Here is a 21,856-nt window from a genome sequence, read left to right on the forward strand (position 1 = left end):
TCGCCGGGGCTGAAATTTAGATTGCTATTGATTGTGGCAACTGACGGTTTTTCAAGGTTCAAAGGGAGAATCGGAAGCCCGAAACAAAACCGGAAACTGCGACAGGTATCCCGATAACGGCGGGCTCTCGCCCCTATAATGCGGTTACAACAACTTACAAACATACCGCCGATCCTCGAACAAGGAGCGGCTGAAGCGAAGGGAATGTACGACAAACCATGAGATCCGTTCACCCGATCCGACTGTCACTCACCCTGATAGCCTCTCTTGCCGCCGCCGGCTGCCTCCATGACAGCAGCTCCGGCGGCAATGACACCAGCGCGGGCCGACTCAATTACAACGGTTTTAGCGGCATGACTTACCAGACTGCCAGCCAGAGCGGGACCACCAACGCTCAAGGTGAATTCCGCTACTACCCCGGTGAAACCCTGAGCCTGCGTGTGGGTGATCTGCCGATAGTCGAAGGTGTCCCGGCAAGGAAATACGTAACGCCCCTGGAATTCTTCCCGGATCTTCGGGCGGAACTGGCCAATCCCGCCTTCGATGATGAGGGGCTGAGCACCCATACCATCACGGAGCAGCAACTGATCGACGACATTTCCCTGAACAACATTACACGCTTCCTGATTGCTCTTAACTGGACCGAAAACGTTCGGGAAGGCGAAGGCATAGAAATTCGGGATCGTGTCATCGAACAGCTGAATGCAGCCCTCCCCGGACTCACGGCGCCCATTGACTTTACCGTGAGCGAGGCAGAATTCACCGCACGCGGCACGACGCCGTCTCCCGCCAATCAGCTACTTGCCGCTATCTGCTTCTACCCGGAGGATGACGAGCTGTGCCAGGAGCCCCCCACGCCTGCAGAAATTGCCGCGGCACCGGCACGCCCCGACAATGAAGCCGACAGAGACCCGGACACCGAGTACCGGGAAGACCTCCAGGCCAAGAGAGATCGCATTCTAGGAGCGGTTCGCTCTCTTGAGGACATAGACGCAAACGATGCCCAGACCTATCTGACCCGGGAGTTGAAAGCCATCACAACGGCAGTTTCAAACCGGTTCTACCTTGACGAAGACGTAGCCAGTCACCCCGCCAGTGATACCGGGATAAAAACGGTGAGCATTAAGAAGATCGGAGCTGCGCCGGAATTTGCCGATATTGATGCCATCAGCACGCGTCCGGCCGATGTAATGATCAACGCCACCAGTTGGCAGGAGGCCGAAGTCGAGTATTTTGTTGCGGGCGAAACCGGAGGCGAAGCCGAGTTGGTCATGAGCTTTCGCCCGAGCGACACTTACCGGTGGGTGCGCAAGCAATTAAGGGTGATTATCCGCTGATCAGTCGCGAAAGGTTCCAGCGGGATTCGCCGCCGGTCACATCGTAACCAGTGGGGTCCAAACCTGCCGTGCCGTGGGGCAGACACTCCCGGACATTAATGGCTTCGTCCGCCTCCCGGGACTCGTTGAACCGCGCAAGATCGATCACCTTCGCCGACTTCAGGGGCTGATGATCAGCGTCGGTCATTACCATGACACGGGGCCATAGACGACGCTCGGGTGAATGGGACATGACAATGCCCCGCTGGCCATCAGTCAACTCAACCAGGCTTCCAGTGGGGTATATCCCGATGGCCTGGATAAAGGATTCGACCAGATCTTCCTGAAACTCGATGTTTCTCATGTCATAGAGAAGCGCTACGGCCTTATCAGGCGTCATCGGAGACGACGCGTCCCTCGGACCAATCAGCGACTCGAAGAACTCCGCAATACCTGCAACCTTGGCTAGCAGAGGAATCCGGTCACCCCGGATGCCCTCCGGAAAACCAGAACCATTGTGTCGTTCGCGATGCCCTTGCACCACACTCAGGACCGCTCGGGAGAGCCCGCTGTCGGAAAGCATTTCAACGCCCTTGGAGACGTATTCACGGTACTGACTGTATTCTTCGGAACTCAACTGCCCTTCACGGTTCAGCAATTCTCTCGGTATTGCACATTTACCGACCTGGGAAAGCAGACAACCCAACCCGAGATGATTCAGCAGGCCTTCGTTCAATCCAAGGTGACGACCGCAGACCAGCGCCCACACGGAAGTATTCAGGGCATGGCGGTAAATGTAATCGTCATGCTGGCGGGTCCGGCTCAGCCACAGCAGGGCGTCAGGTTGGCGAATAACACTGCTGACCATCCGGCTCGTGATCTCGGCAATGGGCTTGAGATCCACAACGCTTTCGTGACGCACAGTCTCAAACAGGCGATGAAGCGCCATCTCTGCATCGTCCAGCAGATGACGCGAAACCTTAATTTCTTTTTTCAGGGTGGTTTCCGTCTCGTAGGAAACCGGCTCTCGGATGTTGATCGGAGGCAGTTGCAGAACTTCCCGACCGTTGCCACGTCTGGTGGAGCTACGATTGAAGGTCGGCTTCATGCTTTCGGTGAGGTCACCGGAAATTCGAACTTCGGCAACATCAATCATCACCCACTTGCAGTGGGACGTCAGCGCACGAACATCATCTTGAGAGCGGATGTGGAATCCCTGGATGGGAAAGGGGGTCTGGTGCCACGGCCGATCCAGATCGGACACAAACATGCCCACCTCCAGATCGTGCACTGCAATTTTTCGCTGCTGGACGCCCACAAGCCACCTCTACAAATAAACTTATCGATGAATACCATTCTGCCGGAGTCGCGAAAAGAGTCCATAACAGTTTGGTAGCGCAAAGTAACCTGAGGGCAACAAATGGTAACGCTAATATTCAGGAGGAAACAAAGTGTAGCAACGTGAAAACGATCACACTAAAACGTCAAAACGTGTCACTGCACGTCACATACGGAATCGTCAAATTCCGGCATTTTTGCCCGAAGCGAGCCCCGGGGCGCCTTCCGGGCATACACCGTGTAAGGCACCGTAGAGGCACGCAAGTAATCCACATTACGTGAATTGTCACCCTCCCCCTGCGTGGGCGACACAGGCCTGCAGGAAACAAGAAGCTGCAGCTTTTCTCCAACCGTCGCGATACGTGCCCCTGGATTTGACGGATCCACTGTCATGCAAGGGTGCTCACCCGCCACTGGAGCTCCCTCTGGAGCGCGTACGTCCCTGCCCTGCTCACCGCAGGCTCTGATACCTCTACCACAACCAGTTGCCTCCGGGTCGGAGTCGTCCCGCAAGCGCCAAACGCGATCGCTGCATTGCGTTTCCACGCGTACCGGAGTCGCCTTATCACTGACCAACCACCAATCCGGGTAATCGGCTGTTTGCCAGGAAACTCGTATCTGGCGAGGTTCCCCCGCTGAATTTTCGGCTGGAAACATTGCGTAATGTGAGTAGTAGGATGCACAGCCGTGCAGAATCAAGGGCAAAAACAGAAGAAGGAAGAAGCGCTTCATATCAGTGTTGGTTATGCTCAAATTGAAGTCCGAATCCATCGCGGGTCCTGCGAACGACGATCATATCAAGAACGGGGGCAGGCACCGGCAACCCCTGAACCTGCACCGTCACGGTGTCACCAAGCTCGGGTTCGAAGGGAGTCGCGTCCACTACAATGAACACGCCTCCATCGGATATGTCCCGGGTCGAGAAGACAAACTCTCCCAATTCCGGGTGCATGACCTTTACCTTTGCGCTCATCGCGGTGCGAATGTGTTCTCTTCGATCGTTCCCTGCCATCACGCGGTTTCCACTACTTTTTACATAGTTTTTATAGTCTTCCGAAGGATACCACCATTTTCACCCAAATATGCCAAAGGTGATATTGACTCGCCGCTTAATACAAATGAGAATGGTTGGCGTTTTTAAATGCCTGTGACTAGCATCACGGGATCTGACATCGAAACTTGGTGAAAAGGATAACGATATGCGACTGAAACTGGCCGCAACCGCAACGATTGCCCTGGCTCTGCTTCCGATGAGTGCATCCGCAGACGAAGAGGTCAACATTTACTCCTACCGGCAGGCCTATTTGCTCAAGCCCTTGCTGAATGCCTTTAAACAGGAGACCGGAATCGATACCAACGTCGTTTTCGCCAAGAAAGGCCTGGCTGAGCGACTGGAACGGGAGGGTCGTAACAGCCCGGCAGACATCGTTATGACCGTCGACATCTCCCGCATCAACGAACTGGTGGAGCGCGACCTGGTTCAGACCGTCGACAGCGAGGTGCTAAACAAGAACGTTCCTGAAAATCTCCGCCATCCCGAAGGCAAATGGTTTGCACTGACCACCCGGGGCCGACTGATCTTTACGTCAAAGGACCGGGTCGAGGAAGGTGAAATCACCACCTATGAAGAGCTGGCAGACGACAAATGGGACGACCGCATCTGTACCCGCAGCGGCAAACACCCGTACAACATCGCCCTGATTTCCTCCATGATTGCCCATCACGGGGAAGCAGAGACTGAAGCTTGGCTCGAAGGCGTCAAGGACAACCTGGCCCGCAAGCCCCAGGGTGGCGACCGTGACCAGATCAAGGCCATTGCGGAAGGTGTTTGCGACGTATCCATTGGTAACAGCTACTACTACGGCAACATGCTCCAGGACGAAAACCAGCGCGCGATTGCAGAGCAGGTTCGCCTGGTATTCCCCAATGCTGATGGTCGTGGGACGCACATCAACATCAGCGGCATTTCCCTGACCAAGAGCGCCCCGAACCGTGACAACGCCATCAAACTGATGGAATTCCTGTCCTCGGCCGAGGCGCAGCGCATCTATGCCGAGGCGAACACCGAATATCCGGCAAACCCCGACGTTGATCCTTCCGGTCTGGTTGCCGAATGGGGTGCGATCAATCCGGACAAACTGTCCCTGCAGGAAATCGCAAATCACCGGAATGCGGCAGTCAAGCTGGTTGACCGCGTCGATTACGACGGCGAGTAATGCCCGAGGGCCGAGGTGACACCCACCTTCGGCCCGACTTTCGCTCGCCAACGTCTGTTGAAGATGACCGGGGCAATTGCAGGCGGGCGATGAGCTGTCTACAATCGGCATCCTTTCTCATTTCGATTCAACGACAGGAACGCTATGACCGAGGCCGTTACCAGCGTTGCCCCAGGGCTTGCCGAGCCCTTGCTGGCGAAACGAACCTCAAGGCGGTGGCTGGTAACCGCTGCCCTCACCACAGCCATAGTGGTGCTTCCGGTACTCTCCGTTGTCTTTCTCGCTTTTTTCCCAGAAGAGAACATCTGGCCTCACCTGCTCGAGACGACACTTCCCCGGTACCTGACCACCACACTCCAACTGATGCTTGGAGTAGGCGCGCTGACACTGGTCATCGGACTTTCGACCGCCTGGGCTGTCACCATGTGCGAATTTCCGGGCAGGCGTTTTTTCGAGTGGGCAATGCTGCTCCCGTTCGCCGTCCCTGCTTACGTGATCGCCTATGTCTACACCAGCCTTCTTGATTATGCCGGGCCGGTGCAAAGAGCTCTGAGGGGATGGTTTGGCTGGGAAAATGCCAGCGATTACTGGTTCCCCGAAATCCGCAGCCTGGAAGGTGCCACGCTGATGATCGGGCTGGTGCTCTACCCCTACGTTTATTTGCTTGCCCGAGCCGCTTTTCTGGAGCAGTCGCCCTCGCTGTTTGCAGTCAGCCGCAGCCTCGGCCATTCGGCTCTGAGCACTTTTTTTCGCGTGGTTTTGCCCATCGCCCGGCCTGCGGTTGCAGTTGGCCTCTCGCTGGTGCTGATGGAAACCCTCAACGACTTCGGGACCGTCGACTTTTTTGCCGTACAGACACTCACAGCAGGTCTGTTTGACACCTGGATGAACCTGGGGAATCTGGGCGGGGCTGCCCAGATTGCGACCACGATGCTCATATTCGTCGTTATCCTCGTTACCCTCGAACGCTATTCACGGCGCCGGCAACAACAGTTTGCAGCCCGGGACAACCGGGACCCGATCCGCAGATTCAGCATGTCATTCCCCAGACAGTTGGTGTGCGTGGCGGTGTGTGCCGTTCCAGTGACCTTCGGCTTCCTCATCCCCGGATTCACACTGGGTCTCTACGCATGGGAGTACTTCGGCGAAAGCTGGAATCCGGATTTTATACAGAACACCTTTAACAGCCTTTTTCTATCCAGCACCGCAGCACTGACTACTTTGCTGATCGGTATCACCCTGGCCTACAGCCGCAGACTCCACAACACCCGCGGAATGCAGATCCTCATGAGGCTATCAAGCCTTGGCTATGCCATGCCCGGGGCAGTCCTGGCCGTGGGTGTTATCGTTCCACTCGCCGGTTTCGACAACTGGTTCGATAGCCTGATGCGGGAGGTTTTCGGTCTCAGCACGGGTCTGCTTCTCAGCGGCTCCGCCTTTGCCCTGGTGTTTGCCTATACGGTGCGGTTCCTTGCGGTTTCCGCAGGCAGCGTGGAGAGTGCGCTTCAGAAGATCACGCCGAGCATGGATATGGCATCGCGCTCTCTTGGGCATACGCCGGGTGGAACCCTGGTCCGCGTGCACCTGCCGATGCTGCGCGGAACCCTGCTGACCGCCGCGCTGGTGGTGTTCGTCGACTGCATGAAGGAGCTGCCGGCAACACTCATTCTGAGGCCGTTCAATTTTGAAACCCTGGCGACCTACGTCTACCAGTTTGCTTCAGACGAACGTCTCTATCACAGCGCCCTACCGGCACTGATCATTGTTCTGGCGGGGATCGTTCCGATTATTCTGATGAGCCGCTCAATCTCCAACACCCGGACGATAGGTTGAACAGACTCCGTCTTCCGGATTACAGGCTCACCCGAGAGTGGGCGTCCTTGACGACAAACCGCCCCTGGAACACGGCCACGGGTTGATTGTTTGGCTCCGTGGTGGGAACGCCGCAAAACACCTCGGCGGTGAGGTCCAGACGCCCTTTGCCATGTCGCGCCAGACTCTTCCGGAATTTGGCCGGAATCTCGCCCCCGGGTAACCGGCAAATCACATAGAAGTCCTGCTCAACCGGCTCCAGATAATCAATCGTGCCGCTCTGCACGACCACGGCACCCCTGAGCCCAAGGTCCGCCAGCGCCAGCTCTGTGAGCCCCCAGGCTGCGGTAACCGCCGCAGAGTAGACACTGCCCCCGAAGCCGGTTCCCTGGTGATTGCGATTCTGTTCCAGGGGCGCGCTAAGAAGCAGCGCGTGACCGTCCCAGGATATCAACTGGATTCCCAACGCTTTGGACAGCGGAATTTCTTCATTGATGCGTTTCTGGAAAAGCGCCAACTGGGTCATATCATCCTCCTGATTACCCTCCAGTTTAGGCCTCTCCCTTGTGTTTCCCTATGCGACTTATGTCGGCTTCAGACAGCAACAGGCCCGGCGGTGCCGGGCCTGTTTATCATCTGCGAATCGACGGCCAGTTTTACTGCCAGATAACCGCCTGACGCTGCGCGTACCAGTTATCCACCTTCTCCTGATAGGCGTCTTCCACCACATTGCGCTTGAGCTTGAGGGTCGGCGTCAGGAAGCTGTTCTCGATGGACCACTCATCGCTCACTACCGTGATAAAGGCAAGCTGCTCGTGAGGATCGACTGTCTTGTTTACCTCCTGGATCAGGTTCTTGAAGCTGGCTTCAAGCTCCTTGCGGAAGGTTTCATCGGCAGTCTTCGGACGAATTTCCTCGCCGAGCATGACCAGCGCGTGAGGCTGGGTCTGGTTGGCACCCGACACGCAAACCATCTCAATGGCGTCGTGGGACATGAGGCGATTCTCAATCGGCGCCGGCGCAATGTACTTGCCCTTGCTGGTCTTGAAGATCTCCTTGATTCGGCCTGTCAGCTTGAGGCGACCCATCTCGTCAATCTCACCCTTATCGCCAGTTTTCAGGAAACCGTCTTCGGTAAAGGCCTCGCGGGTTTTCTCCTCGTCCTTGTAATACCCCATCATGGTCGCGGGACTCTTGACCAGGACCTCGCCCTGCTCGCTGATCCTCACCTCCACGCCCGGGAGCGCTTCACCAACATAACCGGTCCGTGAACGACCCGGCTTGTTCATGTGGGAGTATGCAAAGTTCTCGGACATGCCGTACCCCTCCAGCAGTTCCAGCCCGAGGTTGCGATACCAGTCCAGAACATCGCTCGATAGCGGCGCAGAGCCACTGCCTGCGAGCTTGACCTTGCTCAGACCCAGGCCCTTCAGAATCTTCTTCTTGATCAGCTTGTTGACCACCGGAATCTTCATCAACCGTTCCAGCTTCTGCTTCGGCAGTTTCTGAAGCACACCATGCTGGAATTTCACCCACAGGCGCGGAACAGAAAGGAACAGGGTCGGCTGCGCCCGCTGCAGGTCCTGGACAAAGGTGTCCAGAGACTCGGCAAAATACAGCTCGAAGCCGGTATAAAGCGAGCCCAGCTCGACAAACGTACGCTCGAATACATGGGCCAGCGGCAGGTACGACAGCATACGCTCTTCCGAACCGACGCCCAGCACCTGGGTTCCGCCAGCGGCGGCGAAGGCCATGTTACGGAAGCTCAGCATCACGCCTTTCGGCCGACCGGTACTCCCGGAGGTATACACAATGGTCGCCAGTTCGTCAGGATCCCGCTGCACCTGCCCTTCCAGCGGCGGGTACTTGGCCACGATGTCATCCCAGGTTTCGAAATCGTTGGGCGGACTGAGGGGATAGGATATGCATCGGACAGACTCCGGCACACCGCCTTTCATCATGTCCCAGTCGTCGAGTTTACCCACGAACAGGACGTCGCATTCGGCATGATTGAGGATGTAATTAACGGTATCTGAATTCAGGGTTGGATAGAGCGGGACGGAAATGTGACCGGCCATCCAGATGGCCCAGTCGGTCATGATCCATTGCGCACAGTTTTTGGAAATCAGGCCAATCCGGCTTTTTTCCGGCAGGTTAAGCGATTTGAGATAGGCAGCCACGCGCCGTGCCTCGTCAACCGCCCTGCCCCACGTGTATTCCACGACCTTGCCATCGCCGATGGGCTGGGTCATGTAAAGGGAGTTCGCCTTGGTGGTTTCCCAATGGTAAACCATGTCCAGCGGAAGCTTGTTAGTTGTGTCCATGAATCTTCCTTGCATTCGTTATTCGAATTATTCGGTCTTATTATTAGACTTTCGTATGGTATTTCAACACACTATCGGCAGTCAAAATGTGACACAAGCAAAACTATTCCACTTCTCAACTTTCCCGGGCGACGAACGCGTCCCAGCCAACAATCCTACCCCGAATCCCCCGGGCCTGTGGTAAACTTGCGCCCCTTCGTATTTCTGAACGTCGAATACTCATCAAAACCAGACACTGACTCGGAGACAGGCACATGGCCAAGAGAACTCTGCGCACCCTGATTGGTGCAACACTGCTGGCAGCGGCGGGCCTGGGACAGGCTCAGGAAGTACGCACGGTTGCTATCACGCAGATCGTCGAACATCCGGCACTGGATGCGGTTTACCAGGGCGTGAAAGACGAACTTGCCGAGCAGGGCTACACGGAAGGTGAGAACCTGACCGTCATGCACGAAAGCGCTCAGGGAAATTCCGCCATTGCCTCTCAGATCGCCCGGAAATTTGTCGGCGAAAGCCCCGACGTGATCGTAGCCATTGCAACGCCATCTGCCCAGACCGTTGCGGCCGCTGCCCGAAACATCCCGGTCATTTTCTCAGCCGTGACTGACCCGGTTGGCGCAAAGCTGGTATCCAGTCTCGAGGCGCCGGGTGCGAACATTTCCGGCGTCAGCGACATGCTGCCCATCAAGAAACACCTCGACATGCTTCAGCGGGTCATGCCCGATGCCAAACGCATCGGCACGGTGTACAACCCCGGCGAAGCCAATGCCGTATCCCTCGTCAATCTGCTTGAGGAGCAACTGGCAGCCCGCGATATGAAGCTGGTCAAGGCCGCGGCCACCAAGACTTCCGAAGTGCTGGGCGCCTCCCGCTCACTGGTGGGGGAAGTAGACGCGATCTACCTGACCACGGACAACACCGTAATCAGTGCCGCAGAGGCTGTTATTTCAGTGGGTGAGCGCGCCGGTATACCTGTTTTTGCAGCGGACACCGCCACCGTTGGGCGCGGGGCCGTCGCAGCGCTCGGTTTCGACTACTACAATCACGGCCGCCAGACCGGCGCGATGGTTGCCAGGGTATTGAGCGGAACCAATCCCGGCGACATGCCCGTGGAAACCATGGACACTCTGGATCTGTTTGTGAACCCGGCCGCAGCCAAGCGCATGGGCATCACCCTCTCTGAGGACCTGATCGAAGACGCCAAAGAAGTCGTCAAAAGCGACAAGTAACGCCTGACCAAGACGGGCGGACCCCACAAGGGCCCGCCCGTTTTCTTTCACAGTGAATATTACCCATGCTCAGTGAAATCGCATTTTATGGCGCCATTGAAACTGGCCTGATCTACGGCCTGGTTGCCTTTGGCATTTACATCTCTTTCAGGGTGCTGGACTTCCCGGATCTGACCGTTGACGGCAGCTTCCCGCTGGGTGCGGCCGTCGCTGCCGTGCTGATCATTGGCGGCTGGAACCCCTGGATTGCGACCGGTGCTGCCGTTCTTGCCGGCATGGCCGCAGGCGCGGTCACTGCGCTGCTCAACGTGAAGCTGAAGATTCTCAATCTGCTGGCCTCAATTCTCACCATGATCGCGCTCTACTCCGTGAACCTGCGCATCATGGGCCGGCCAAATGTCGCGCTGCTCACCGAAGAGACGGTGCTCACTCCCTGGTACAATCTGGATCTGGCGTACCATCAGGTACCGGTCCTGCTGTTCATTGTTGTCGCCGTCGTGGCCCTGATCCTGCTGTGGCGCTTCATGAAATCTGAAACCGGTCTAGCCATGCGGGCCACCGGCGCCAACCCCCGAATGGCAAGAGCCCAGGGCATTGCGACGGGAGCCATGATCGTGCTCGGCGTCGCCCTGTCCAACGGCCTTGTTGGCCTGGCCGGCGCGCTGTTTGCCCAGAGCCAGGGTGCAGCCGACGTGACCATGGGTGTTGGCGTCATCGTGATTGGCCTCGCCTCCCTGATCGGGGGCGAGGCCGTGATCACGCCGTCGACCGTGGTGCGCGCCCTGCTCGCCTGCGTATTTGGCGCCATCATTTATCGGCTTGCCATTGCATTCGCCCTGAACGCCGATGTTCTGGGGCTCCAGGCACAGGACCTGAACCTGATCACCGCGGTATTGGTGACCCTGGCAATTGTCCTTCCCGGCGTTCGCAGTTCCGTGATCGGCAAGTTCACCCGCAGCAAGGCCTGAGGAGGCGACATGATCAGTGCAAGCGATCTTCGACTGACCTTTGGCAAGGGAACGCCTCTGGAGAACCCCGCACTCCGGGGCATGAGCCTGACGGTTAACCAGGGTGAATTCGTTACCGTCATTGGCAGTAATGGTGCCGGCAAGTCTACCTTCCTGAACGCCCTCTCGGGTGAGGTTCTGGTGGACAGTGGTGAGATCATCGTCGACAACGTCGATGTCACCAAACTACCGACCCACAAACGCGCGGGCCGTGTCGCCAGGGTATTCCAGGACCCTCTGGCCGGAACCTGCGAGGCCCTGTCCATTGAGGAAAACCTGGCACTGGCCATCAAACGAGGCCAGCGCCGCGGCCTGAGTGCGGCGGTCAAGCGGCAGTACCTGGACCAGTTTCGCGAGAGCCTGGCCTCACTGAAGCTGGGTCTGGAAAGCCGTCTGGGTGACAAGATGGGGCTACTTTCCGGCGGCCAACGCCAGGCCGTCAGCCTACTGATGGCGAGCCTGACGCCATCGAGCATCCTGCTCCTGGATGAACATACTGCCGCGCTCGACCCGAAAACTGCGGCATTTGTACTGGAATTGACTACCCAGATCATCGAAGAACAGAAACTGACGGCGCTGATGGTTACCCACAGCATGAAACAGGCTCTGGAAGTCGGTAGCCGCACCGTCATGCTCCATCAGGGTCAGGTGGTGTTCGACATAGCCGGCGAAGAACGGAAAGGGCTGGAAGTGAAGGACCTGCTGGGCCTGTTTGAGAAGCAGCGCGGCCTGTCGGTGGATGACGACAGCCTGTTACTGGGCTGAGAAAAGAAAAGGCGGGAGCATTTCCCGCCTTTTCTTGCTCAACATCAAACGCCGTTAATGGCCGTAGATGAGCATCGAGGTGTTGGTAATTGCCAGGTTATCCATGGCGATTGAACCGATGGACGTGCCCCCGACAATTACGCCACCAATGCGGATATCCGCGGCGAAGGTCTGGAGATCGATTGCCAGGCTGTCGACATTCTGTGAATTCGGCGCCTTGTAGATGTCCATCTCGACTCCGGCGAACAGACGCAACGGCTGGGGCGCCGAGAGATCATAATCGGCGCCGGTCAGCTGGAAGTCCTGAATGCCCAACGCCAGGAACGGCACATCAAAGTCCATGTCGTCGATGGCGAAGTCGGTTCGGAAGTTCAGCTTGTCAGTCGCGGTATCAACCCTGATGGTACCCGAGCCGATCAGCGCATCCATCCGGAAATTGTCCAGAACGGTCGTTGAACCGCCGGTTCCCGTCAGGTTCCAGGCCCCCGTTGCGACAGTCAGATCGACCGCACCAAACGCCATGGGCAAAATGTTGATGATGGCATCACCGTCATTGGCAATGTCGATGTTGATCCTGACATTATCCAGCAGATCACTGGGAGCCTGACCAGTCAGGTTAAAGCCCAGCTCGGGGAAATAGTCGTTCCGGCCTCCGCCGCCAACGAAAATCTCATTGATTTCCAACGAGCCTTCATCAGTATAGATGAAGCGATCGATATTCAGTTTGGTTTCAAGTTCGATGGTGACACCGGCCTGACCGGTGATATTTCCCATCACGGAATCATCCAGCATCTGGATCTCGGCCATGGCTGCAGGTTGGACACCTGCAACGCACAGCGCTAGCAAGGTAGGTTTCAGGCCTTTCATCGTTCGTTCCTTTTATATTAGTTATCACTTCCTGTGGGCCACTGCATTGTTCGACACCACCCCCATACTCTAGCGACACGTTGTCTCGGGGTACGTGCAGGTGTCACAAATTGGTTGCTGTTTACAACCATATGAGGGCTAATCCGGATATTTTTTGAACACAACATGTAGTGTTCATGAATAGTCACGGGCAAGCTCTCGATTTACAGAGATTTTCAGACTTGCAACCAGCAGTCGATTGATTTTCTTTGCGCCATCCCTTCAATCAATAGTTGCGTTCTTGTTCACATACCACTATATCCTGTTATACTTTCGAAAAATAAGCCTATATATAGGGTCAAAGACTTCCAAGGTTACTCGCCGGCAGGCGAAGCCCAAAACGGCTTCAAGCCAGGCCGACAACAACGATCCAAAGAAAGAACCGGAATATCCGGGTGCGTTAAAGCTTCCCAAGCTGCCACCACATGTAGTGGTCATCAACGCGCCGGGAGTCAAGACCGGGCATTAGGAAATTCAAGGGGTGCAGCGCTGTCATAAGGGATGGCGCTGTCAAAAGAAGACATACTGGGAATACCGAGGGTGGCAATGAACGCGAAGGCACAGGCAGTGGTTACTACAATTCCGATGCAGGAAGCTTCGCTCGACATCTGGAACAGCAAATATCAGCTGAAAACCAAGACTGGCGAGCCCGTCGACAAGGACATCAACGCTACGTACGAACGCGTAGCCAAGGCCCTGTCTGAAGTCGAAAACAAGTCCGTGCGCAACAAGCACATGAAGGACTTTATCTGGGCTTTGCAGCACGGCGCAATCCCCGCCGGCCGCATTACCTCGAATGCTGGAGCCGAAGCGCACAAGCCGGCAACCTCCACCATTAACTGCACCGTTTCCGGCACCGTTCAAGACTCCATGAACGACATCCTGGAAAAGAACCACGAAGCCGGTCTGACCCTCAAAGCCGGTTGCGGCATTGGTTATGAATTCTCCACCCTGCGCCCGAAGGGAGCCTACGTCGCCGGCGCCGGTGCCACCACCTCGGGCCCGCTGTCGTTCATGGATATCTTCGACCGAATGTGCTTCACCGTGTCCTCTGCCGGTGGTCGCCGCGGTGCCCAGATGGCCACCTTCGACGTGCACCATCCCGACGTAATTGACTTCATCCAGGCCAAGCGTGAAGACGGTCGCCTGCGCCAGTTCAACCTGTCGCTGCTGATCACCGAAGACTTCATCGAAGCCGTACGCAACGGGGACGACTGGCACCTGTCTTTCCCTGTTACCCAGAAGGAAGTTGAAGACGAAGAGCTTGACCTGAGCGATGAAAGCCAGTTCGTCTACCGTGACTTCCCGGTGCAGAAGGGCTACGTAATTAACGATGAGGGCAAAGTGGCCTGCCGCATCTACCGTACCCTGAAAGCCCAGTTCATCTGGGACACCATCATGACCAGCACCTATGACTACGCAGAGCCGGGCTTCATCCTGATCGACAAGGTCAACCAGATGAACAATAACTGGTTCTGTGAGGACATCCGCGCCACCAACCCCTGCGGCGAGCAACCCCTGCCCCCTTACGGCAGCTGTCTGCTGGGTTCCGTGAACCTGACCATGTTCGTGGATTACCCGTTCACCGACAAGGCCAGCTTCAACTACGAGAAGTACCGCAAAGTCGTGGCCATCTTCACCCGCATGCTCGATAACGTAGTGGAGATTAATGGCCTGCCCCTCGAAGAACAGCGCCATGAAATCACCTACAAGCGCCGACACGGCATGGGTATCCTGGGCCTGGGATCTACCCTCGCGATGCTGCGCATGCCTTATGGTTCTGAACAATCCGTTCAGTTTACCGAGGATGTCGTTCGCGAAATGGCGGTTGAAGGCTGGCGTCAGTCCCTGGCTCTCGCCGAAGAAAAAGGCGTAGCACCGATCATGGACGACGAGTTCGAGGTCACCCCGAAGATGCTGGGCAAATGCCCGCAGCTGTCCAAAGATGGCTACAAACTCGGCGACAAGCTCAAGGGCCGCGTACTGCACGCCAAGTACAGCAAGTACATGCAGCAGATTGCCGCCGTGGATCCGAAACTGGTAGAAGAGCTGGCGGAGAAAGGTGGACGCTTCACCCACCATACTTCCATTGCGCCAACCGGCACCATCAGCCTGTCACTGGCCAATAACGCCAGCAACGGCATCGAGCCGAGTTTCTCGCACCACTACGCCCGCAACATTATCCGGGAAGGCCGGAAGACCAAGGAAAAAGTTGACGTCTTCTCATTCGAGCTGCTGGCCTACCGCCATCTGGTCAATCCGGGCGCCATGCCGTTCTCCGATGATGAAGACAAGAAACTGCCGTCCTACTTCACCACATCGGACGATGTGACACCGGCACAGCATGTAGACATCCAGGCAGCCGCCCAGAAATGGGTAGATTCCTCGATTTCCAAAACGGCCAATGTTCCTACAGACTTTGATTACCGCGATTTCAAGGGTATTTACCTGTACGCCTACGACAAGGGGCTGAAGGGGTGCACCACGTTCCGCTTCAACCCGGAGGCGTTCCAGGGTGTACTGGTGAAGGAAAAAGATCTGGAGAACACGTTGTACGAGTTCACTCTGGACGACGGCAGCAAGGTGACGCTGAAGGGTAACGAACAGGTCGAGTACGATGGCGAAATCCACAACGCTGCCAACCTGTTTGACGCGCTCAAAGAAGGCACTTACGGCAAGTATTGATCCGGGAACCCGACACAGGACAACGAACATGACAGTCAAGATCAGCAACAAAATCGTCGGCTACCGCGTAAAGAAAGCCGACCCGGAAGCCACCTCGGAAGCAGCAGTGGCACCGAAGCCGGAAAACACACCCGTTCAGATGAACGAATACATCGAACGGCCCGATTTCCTGCTGGGCACCACCTACAAAATCAAGCCGCCGGTGGCCGAGCACGCGATGTACATCACCATCAACGACATCCTGCTCAATGAAGGTACCGACCACGAAAGTCGGCAACCGTATGAAGTGTTCATCAATTCCAAATCGATGGAACACTTCCAGTGGGTGATCGCCCTCACCCGCGTCATCTCCGCCGTTTTCCGCAAGGGTGGCGACGTTACTTTTCTGGTGGAAGAGCTTCGCTCGGTCTATGACCCGAATGGCGGCTACTTCAAGAAAGGTGGCGTGTTCATGCCCTCGCTGGTTGCCGAAATTGGCGCGGTGATTGAGAAGCACCTGAAGGCCATCGGTCTGTTGGAAAGTGAGGAAATGAGCGAAACCACCAAGCGCATCCTCGCCGAAAAGCGTGCCGAGTTCGAAGCCAGCCACACCACGGCGACGAATGACGACAAGGCCAGCGATTACCCGGCCAATGCCACCATGTGCGGCAAGTGCAGCACCAAGGCGGTGATCGTGATGGACGGCTGCGCAACCTGTCTCTCCTGCGGCGACAGTAAGTGCGGCTGAACCTGATCGACGACTGAATCAAGAGCCCGGAGTGAGAACTCCGGGCTTTTTTGTTTGTGGCGATAACTCGGATTCCGCAGTTTCATTGGTGTCCGGTTAATCAATTAGTCCCGCTCTGAAGGACCAGTTTGTCGGCTGACCTTCTTCGCCGCTCAGGTGCGCGACCAAACGTCTACAATGATTGCAATGGGTTATCCCGTGAAGGAAAAGGACTGCATGGTCAAAGTCGCGATTGTCACAGGTGCCAGCCGCGGCATCGGTGCTGCCACCGCAAGGCAGTTGTCGGCCCGGGGCTACGCGCTTTGTATCAACTACCTTTCCAGCCAGACACTGGCCGAGGCTCTGGTGTCCGAGATCATTGGCGCTGGCGGTCAGGCCTTCGCCTGCCGGGGCGATGTCAGCAACGAGCAGGATGTGATCGCCCTCTTTGATGCCACTGAACAGGCCTACGGGCCGGTAACCGCGCTGGTGAACAACGTTGGCATCCTGTTTACCCAGTCCACGCTGGCCGATATGGAGGTAGAACGATTCAGCAAAGTGATGGCGACGAATGTAACCGGCTGCTTTCTGTGTTCCAGGGAGGCCATGCGACGGATGACCGACGGTGGCTCCATTGTGAACGTCTCCTCCCTGGCCTCGAAAACCGGCTCGCCTTTTGAATATATTGATTACGCAGCTTCGAAAGGCGCCGTGGATACCCTGACCAAGGGGTTGTCCGTGGAAGCGGCCACCCGTGGCATTCGGGTGAATGCCGTGCGGCCGGGGTTCATTCACACCGATATTCACGCCGCGGGCGGCGAACCTGGTCGCGTGGAACGACTGGCACCGGGCATTCCCCTGAAACGTGGAGGCACTTCGGAAGAGGTCGCCAACGCAATTTGCTGGCTTTTATCGGATGAAGCATCCTATGTGACCGGATCATTTATCGATGTAGCCGGGGGACGATAAAGGGAACCGAATCGGATGAAAACCATTGGCCTGCTGGGCGGTATGAGCTGGGAATCTTCCCAGAGCTATTACCGAAGTATCAATCAACAAGTAAGAGCGCGACTTGGCGGCCTGCACTCCGCAAAAGTCATTTTATACAGCGTCGATTTCGCAGAGATCGAGGCACTTCAGCACCAGGGAAACTGGGATAGGATGGCAGAGATCCTCTCCGCGGCCGCCGGTTCACTTGAATGCGCAGGCGCGGATTTTCTGGTCATTGGCACGAACACCATGCACAAGGTGGCTCCGCAGATCGAAGGGTCGATACACATGCCGCTTCTCCATATCGCGGATGCAACAGCCAGGGTTTTACAGCGGGACGGAGTTACCCGGGTCGGCCTCCTCGGCACCCGGTTTACGATGGAGCAGGAATTTTACCGGGAACGCCTGGAAAAGGCGGACATTGAGGTTCTGATACCGGATGAGGTCCAGCGCGAAAGGGTTCACCAGGTCATTTACCAGGAGTTATGCCAGGGCACGATCCGTTCCTCCTCCAGGACAAGTTACATGGAAATCGTGGAATCCCTGTCCGCACGGGGCGCCCAAGCCGTCATTCTTGGATGTACCGAGATCGGCCTGCTGATTCAGCAATCGGATACGCCCGTTCCGCTTTACGACACCACGGTCATCCACGCCGAACAGGCGGTGGAGGAGGCCCTTCGGGCGTCACCAAATTAGGCCAGCCGGACGCCATTGAATGCACGCTCAGAGGTTCTGTTCCATACTGCCCTGCAACCGATTCTTTGCCGAGGGGCAGCACCGCCAATGAGAACAATCGAGGACTTTCTGAAGCGCAGGTACTGGGGTTGGGGAAACCAGGCCAGCCCGGTTCCCACCCCAATGGTCGATGCTTTCACCACGTTCCTGGAGCAATATAGTGGAATCTGTGCCAGCCCTCCTCTGGAATTGCCAGACACTCAAGCCATTGAGCTTCCTGAGCCAAGATTTGTGCTTCCAGCGGCATTCGCCGAATGGCTGACCAGCGACAAGGAAATTCGTCTTCACCATTGCTTTGGCAAATCTTTCCGGGATTCCTGGCGAGCGACACACCTGCAGTTTGACAACCCTCCGGATTACGTTGCCTTTCCTGGCACCGACGGGCAACTGGCCGAGCTGTTCCGGTTCGCCAAACAGGAAGGGATTCATGTAATTCCCTATGGGGGCGGATCAAGTGTGGTAGGTGGAATTGAGCCTCCACCGAGGGATCAGAGCAACGGCGTGATCTCCGTAAACATGCTGAACTTCAACCAGGTACTGGAGGTAGACGAGGTTTCTCGATGTGCCCGCATCCAGGCCGGCACCTATGGCCCCGACCTCGAACGGCAGCTGAAGCCTTTTGGCCTGACCCTGAGGCATTTTCCCCAAAGCTTTGAATTCTCGACACTCGGGGGATGGATCGCCACCCGCGCGGGCGGGCACTACGCGACGCAATACACTCACATCGACGAGTTTGTTGAATCGATCCGCCTGGTCACTCCCGAAGGTACCATGCAAACCCGCCGCCTACCCGGCAGTGGTGCCGGCCCCAGCGAGGAACGACTAATCCTCGGCTCCGAGGGAACCCTGGGAATCATTACGGAAGCCTGGGTGCGCTTGCAGGCCATTCCACAGTACAAGGCCGCGACCACCATCGGATTCACCGACTACTCCCAGGGCGTGGAAGCCTGTCGACAGATAAGTCAGTCAGGCCTGCAGCCCAGCAATGCGCGCTACATCGGCAGGCAGGAAGCCATGTTCATGGGACTGGGTGATGGCAGCAAGGACATCCTGATCCTCGGATTTGAATCCAATGCATTTCCGGTGACAGACAGGCTGAAACAGGCAATATCACTGGCTCTTGAGTGTGGCGGTACTGACCTGTCACCACAGACCGGGAACCCCGATGCGAAGCAACGTGACACGGGCGCCGATAACTGGAAACAGGCGTTCATCACCGTGCCTTACCTGCGTGACGAACTGGTTCGCCGGGGCCTGATCGTCGAGACGTTGGAAACGGCAATCACCTGGGATAGGTTTGACCGGTTCCACCAGCGACTCCTTACCACTGCCAATGCGGCCATCCGGGACCAGTGCGGTAAAGGGTTTATTACCTGCCGCTTCACGCACCTTTATCCCGACGGACCCGCGCCCTACTACACCATCATGGCCCAGGGGAACGGCAAGGACGACCTGAAACGCTGGGATGCCATCAAGCGCGCGGTATCCGACGCTTTGATCGAGGAAGGCGGGACCATCACCCACCATCACGCCGTCGGACGGGACCACAAAATGCATTATCTCAGGCAGGCATCGCCTCTGTTTGTTTCGATGCTACGTAGCGCAAAAGGCTCCGTGGATCCCGACCATCTCCTCAACCCGGGCATTTTATTTGACTGATCGGGCGGGCAGTTCAGGTTCTGCCGCAAGTGCCCTGACCCGCTCAAAGTCCTCCTCACTGAACACGCCGTTCACGCCCGAGATGGCCGCGAGTTTCATACCGTGCCGAAGACCCAGCTTGTAGATTTCACGGACTTTTTCCCATTCGATGTCCCGGCCCAGGGTAAAATTCTCGAACCGACCTTCGAGGGCCAGTACGATCGTCTCCGCAAGGCACGCGTACGCAATGCCTCGTGGTAAGCCAATATCTTTCATATGAACATCGCCGGGAAGCTGGATCTCGCCGGATTCAATCACCAGGACATCCGGACGCTTCGCCACATCTTCAGCCGGGATGTCCAGCGGGCGCGCCACATCCGTAATTACGCATCCGGGTTTTACTTTCATGATATCCAGAATCCGTTTTCCGGCCCCGGAGGTGGCGGTAACAATCATGTCCATATCCGCCACATCCCGATCCGCAGAGCCCGCTACGTGTACCACGGCTCCCGGCGTCTCCTGCTCAATGCTCTCCTTCAATGCCAGCAACTTGGCTGGCTCAGGCGCAGCCAGATAGATTTCATCCACGGCCTTGGCCAACAGCCGGGCGCAAACAGAGCCAATGGCCCCCGTTGCTCCTACCACCATCGCTTTACCCGCCATTTTCCCACTCGGGCCAATGTGCACCCGGCCAATCCGTTTAACGGCGTCATGGGCGGCCCAGAGAGCCCCCGAGGCGCTGTAGCTGTTACCCGTGGTTATCGGTAACGGCGCGCGCTTGGCCACGGTAATTCCGGCATCACCCACGACCTTGGTGAAGGCCCCCAGCCCCATCACCTGAGCACCGAGTTTTTTCGCGAGCCGGGCGGCTGCGAGCAGTCGACTGTAGGTAAACTCCGGACCATGAGCCATGATTTCCCGGGGCGTCCCGCCAACCGTGATCAACCAGCCCTCAACTTCGTCACCGGTTGGCGAGTGGATCCCGGAGACCTTGGAGTAAAGGAACGGCGGCGCATAGGCCACGGCTTTTTCAACCAGATTCATCACCAGGGGTGGCGAAACGTTTGCAATCCAGTCCAGCGGCGGAGTTTTCGTCAGATACTGCTGCGACAACGGGTGAATAACAAAGGCAAACCGGTTTACCCGTCGATAACCGTTCGGGTAAAGAATCCTGGGTTCGATTCCCAGGTTCTGGATGACATCGAGGTAGTCGTCGGGCCCCAACTGCTCAGGTGTTCGCGCCAGCGCCGCACTGATCATGGCTTCCATGACGTTCATCCCCACGGGCCGGCCCTCCAGCCAGGGGCTGTAATCCACCACCATCGCCACCCGGCGGGCGCGCAGCCAGTCCAGGGCAGTCTCCGTCACCCGGGAGGTGATAACGGTTTTGCCATCCAGCTGCTTCTGACTGAAATGTTCAAGATCGCCGATGGCGGCTACGATGACGTGCGCACTTTCAACCGCCTGATGGAGAGAGCCCTTAACCAGGCCTTCTCCCAGACGGTAAAGTGGATTACGCATTATTGTCTCCACGGCCTTGACCGCCGTGGGCCGAAACATCAACGGCGCGGTAATCGAGGTATAGGTCTCGAGCTGCTTCAGGGACGTGAGCATGCGGGGCACGCCAAAATCGTTATACGGATCGGCAAAAAAGAGATTGTCCGTATGTTCTGACAATGATTTGGCTATTCGATAACTGGCCTGGCCGTTCATGAATAGCACCCGGGCATTGTCGAAGAAATGCCCTAGCTCAGACTGCGTGTGGCGAACAGCCCATTCCTGCAGGATGCCCCTGAGCCCTGCACCGGTCGTTACCGGCCGATCCGGTACCCAAGCTTCAAGCCTCGCTGTGTCCGGGTGCTGAAGTTTTTCCCGCCCAACCTCATAGTGATCATGAACCATGCTCAAACCGATCGCATCGGCTTGTTCACGAACCGATTCAAGTATCGATTCCGCCCGGGAGAGATTACCGTCGGCCCCCAGCCGGATAATACGGAAAGACTGTCCGAGAAACTCCGTTTCCAGATCGTAATCGTATTCGGAGGATCCCTGGCTGACGCTCACAACCGTCTTCATGGCTCATCCCTGTTCGGTGAGTGTTGTTATCCTTTTCAGCGTAAATCACACAAACCTTTTCCGCCTTAGCACAGGTCAAAGTTCAGCCATTCATTCAGGGTCTACACTGTACA

General features: G+C 56.8%; 17 protein-coding genes. 11 read left to right on the plus strand and 6 right to left on the minus strand.

The genetic code is table 11. The features are described 5' to 3' along the window. The first annotated feature begins 218 nt into the window (after positions 1–218). The gene (locus QQF73_RS11035; protein WP_285368222.1) at positions 219–1,337 is read left to right on the plus strand and encodes an organic solvent ABC transporter permease; all 1,119 of its coding nucleotides are present in this window, start codon (positions 219–221) and stop codon (positions 1,335–1,337) included. Here QQF73_RS11035 and QQF73_RS11040 read toward each other — a convergent pair. Then, the gene (locus QQF73_RS11040) at positions 1,327–2,634 is read right to left on the minus strand and encodes a cyclic di-GMP phosphodiesterase (RefSeq protein WP_219865418.1); all 1,308 of its coding nucleotides are present in this window, start codon (positions 2,632–2,634) and stop codon (positions 1,327–1,329) included. The genes QQF73_RS11035 and QQF73_RS11040 overlap by 11 nt on opposite strands. A 753-nt stretch (positions 2,635–3,387) precedes the next feature. Next, complete coding sequence (locus tag QQF73_RS11045) at positions 3,388–3,666, minus strand: PilZ domain-containing protein (protein ID WP_219865417.1); 279 nt, start codon at positions 3,664–3,666, stop codon at positions 3,388–3,390. A gap of 187 nt (positions 3,667–3,853) precedes the next feature. On the opposite strand from QQF73_RS11045, the gene QQF73_RS11050 reads away from it, so the two are divergent. Beyond that, positions 3,854–4,870, plus strand: coding sequence for a Fe(3+) ABC transporter substrate-binding protein (locus QQF73_RS11050; protein ID WP_285368223.1), 1,017 nt, complete (start codon positions 3,854–3,856; stop codon positions 4,868–4,870). Between the two features lie 144 nt (positions 4,871–5,014). Next, positions 5,015–6,703 carry an ABC transporter permease gene (locus QQF73_RS11055; RefSeq protein ID WP_219865415.1) on the plus strand — a complete coding sequence of 563 codons (1,689 nt, stop codon included), beginning with the start codon at positions 5,015–5,017 and terminating at the stop codon, positions 6,701–6,703. A 19-nt stretch (positions 6,704–6,722) separates the two neighbouring features. On the opposite strand, the gene QQF73_RS11060 is transcribed toward QQF73_RS11055, so the two are convergent. Next, the gene (locus QQF73_RS11060; RefSeq protein WP_219865414.1) at positions 6,723–7,208 is read right to left on the minus strand and encodes a thioesterase domain-containing protein; all 486 of its coding nucleotides are present in this window, start codon (positions 7,206–7,208) and stop codon (positions 6,723–6,725) included. Positions 7,209–7,338: 130 nt separating this feature from the next. Next, the gene (locus QQF73_RS11065; RefSeq protein WP_219865413.1) at positions 7,339–9,006 is read right to left on the minus strand and encodes an AMP-binding protein; all 1,668 of its coding nucleotides are present in this window, start codon (positions 9,004–9,006) and stop codon (positions 7,339–7,341) included. 254 nt (positions 9,007–9,260) lie between these two features. On the opposite strand from QQF73_RS11065, the gene QQF73_RS11070 reads away from it, so the two are divergent. The 3 genes from QQF73_RS11070 (at position 9,261) to QQF73_RS11080 (ending at position 12,007) form a co-directional block, all read left to right on the plus strand. Beyond that, positions 9,261–10,235, plus strand: coding sequence for an ABC transporter substrate-binding protein (locus tag QQF73_RS11070; protein WP_219865412.1), 975 nt, complete (start codon positions 9,261–9,263; stop codon positions 10,233–10,235). A gap of 65 nt (positions 10,236–10,300) precedes the next feature. After that, a complete protein-coding gene (locus QQF73_RS11075; RefSeq protein ID WP_219865411.1) occupies positions 10,301–11,203 on the plus strand; it encodes an ABC transporter permease in 903 nt (300 codons plus the stop codon). 9 nt (positions 11,204–11,212) lie between these two features. Continuing rightward, positions 11,213–12,007, plus strand: a complete 795-nt coding sequence (locus tag QQF73_RS11080; RefSeq protein WP_285368224.1) for an ABC transporter ATP-binding protein — start codon at positions 11,213–11,215, stop codon at positions 12,005–12,007. A 54-nt stretch (positions 12,008–12,061) separates the two neighbouring features. On the opposite strand, the gene QQF73_RS11085 is transcribed toward QQF73_RS11080, so the two are convergent. Further along, a complete protein-coding gene (locus QQF73_RS11085; protein WP_285368225.1) occupies positions 12,062–12,874 on the minus strand; it encodes a DUF6160 family protein in 813 nt (270 codons plus the stop codon). 585 nt (positions 12,875–13,459) lie between these two features. On the opposite strand from QQF73_RS11085, the gene QQF73_RS11090 reads away from it, so the two are divergent. The 5 genes from QQF73_RS11090 to QQF73_RS11110 all read left to right on the plus strand — a co-directional run bounded on the left by QQF73_RS11090 (position 13,460) and on the right by QQF73_RS11110 (position 19,688). Beyond that, positions 13,460–15,598, plus strand: a complete 2,139-nt coding sequence (locus QQF73_RS11090) for an adenosylcobalamin-dependent ribonucleoside-diphosphate reductase (protein ID WP_219865408.1) — start codon at positions 13,460–13,462, stop codon at positions 15,596–15,598. Positions 15,599–15,626: 28 nt separating this feature from the next. Next, complete coding sequence (locus QQF73_RS11095; RefSeq protein WP_219865407.1) at positions 15,627–16,325, plus strand: TSCPD domain-containing protein; 699 nt, start codon at positions 15,627–15,629, stop codon at positions 16,323–16,325. A 216-nt stretch (positions 16,326–16,541) separates the two neighbouring features. Next, positions 16,542–17,273, plus strand: a complete 732-nt coding sequence (locus QQF73_RS11100; protein WP_285368227.1) for an SDR family oxidoreductase — start codon at positions 16,542–16,544, stop codon at positions 17,271–17,273. Between the two features lie 15 nt (positions 17,274–17,288). Continuing rightward, positions 17,289–17,990 (plus strand): aspartate/glutamate racemase family protein, encoded by a 702-nt coding sequence (locus tag QQF73_RS11105; protein WP_285368228.1) that lies wholly within the window; start codon positions 17,289–17,291, stop codon positions 17,988–17,990. Positions 17,991–18,077: 87 nt separating this feature from the next. Beyond that, positions 18,078–19,688 carry an FAD-binding oxidoreductase gene (locus QQF73_RS11110; protein ID WP_219865404.1) on the plus strand — a complete coding sequence of 537 codons (1,611 nt, stop codon included), beginning with the start codon at positions 18,078–18,080 and terminating at the stop codon, positions 19,686–19,688. Here QQF73_RS11110 and QQF73_RS11115 read toward each other — a convergent pair. Beyond that, positions 19,677–21,743 carry a dehydrogenase gene (locus tag QQF73_RS11115; RefSeq protein WP_285368229.1) on the minus strand — a complete coding sequence of 689 codons (2,067 nt, stop codon included), beginning with the start codon at positions 21,741–21,743 and terminating at the stop codon, positions 19,677–19,679. The genes QQF73_RS11110 and QQF73_RS11115 overlap by 12 nt on opposite strands. Positions 21,744–21,856 lie beyond the last annotated feature (113 nt).

The organism is Marinobacter albus (assembly GCF_030238305.1).
Taxonomy (GTDB): Bacteria; Pseudomonadota; Gammaproteobacteria; order Pseudomonadales; family Oleiphilaceae; genus Marinobacter; species Marinobacter albus.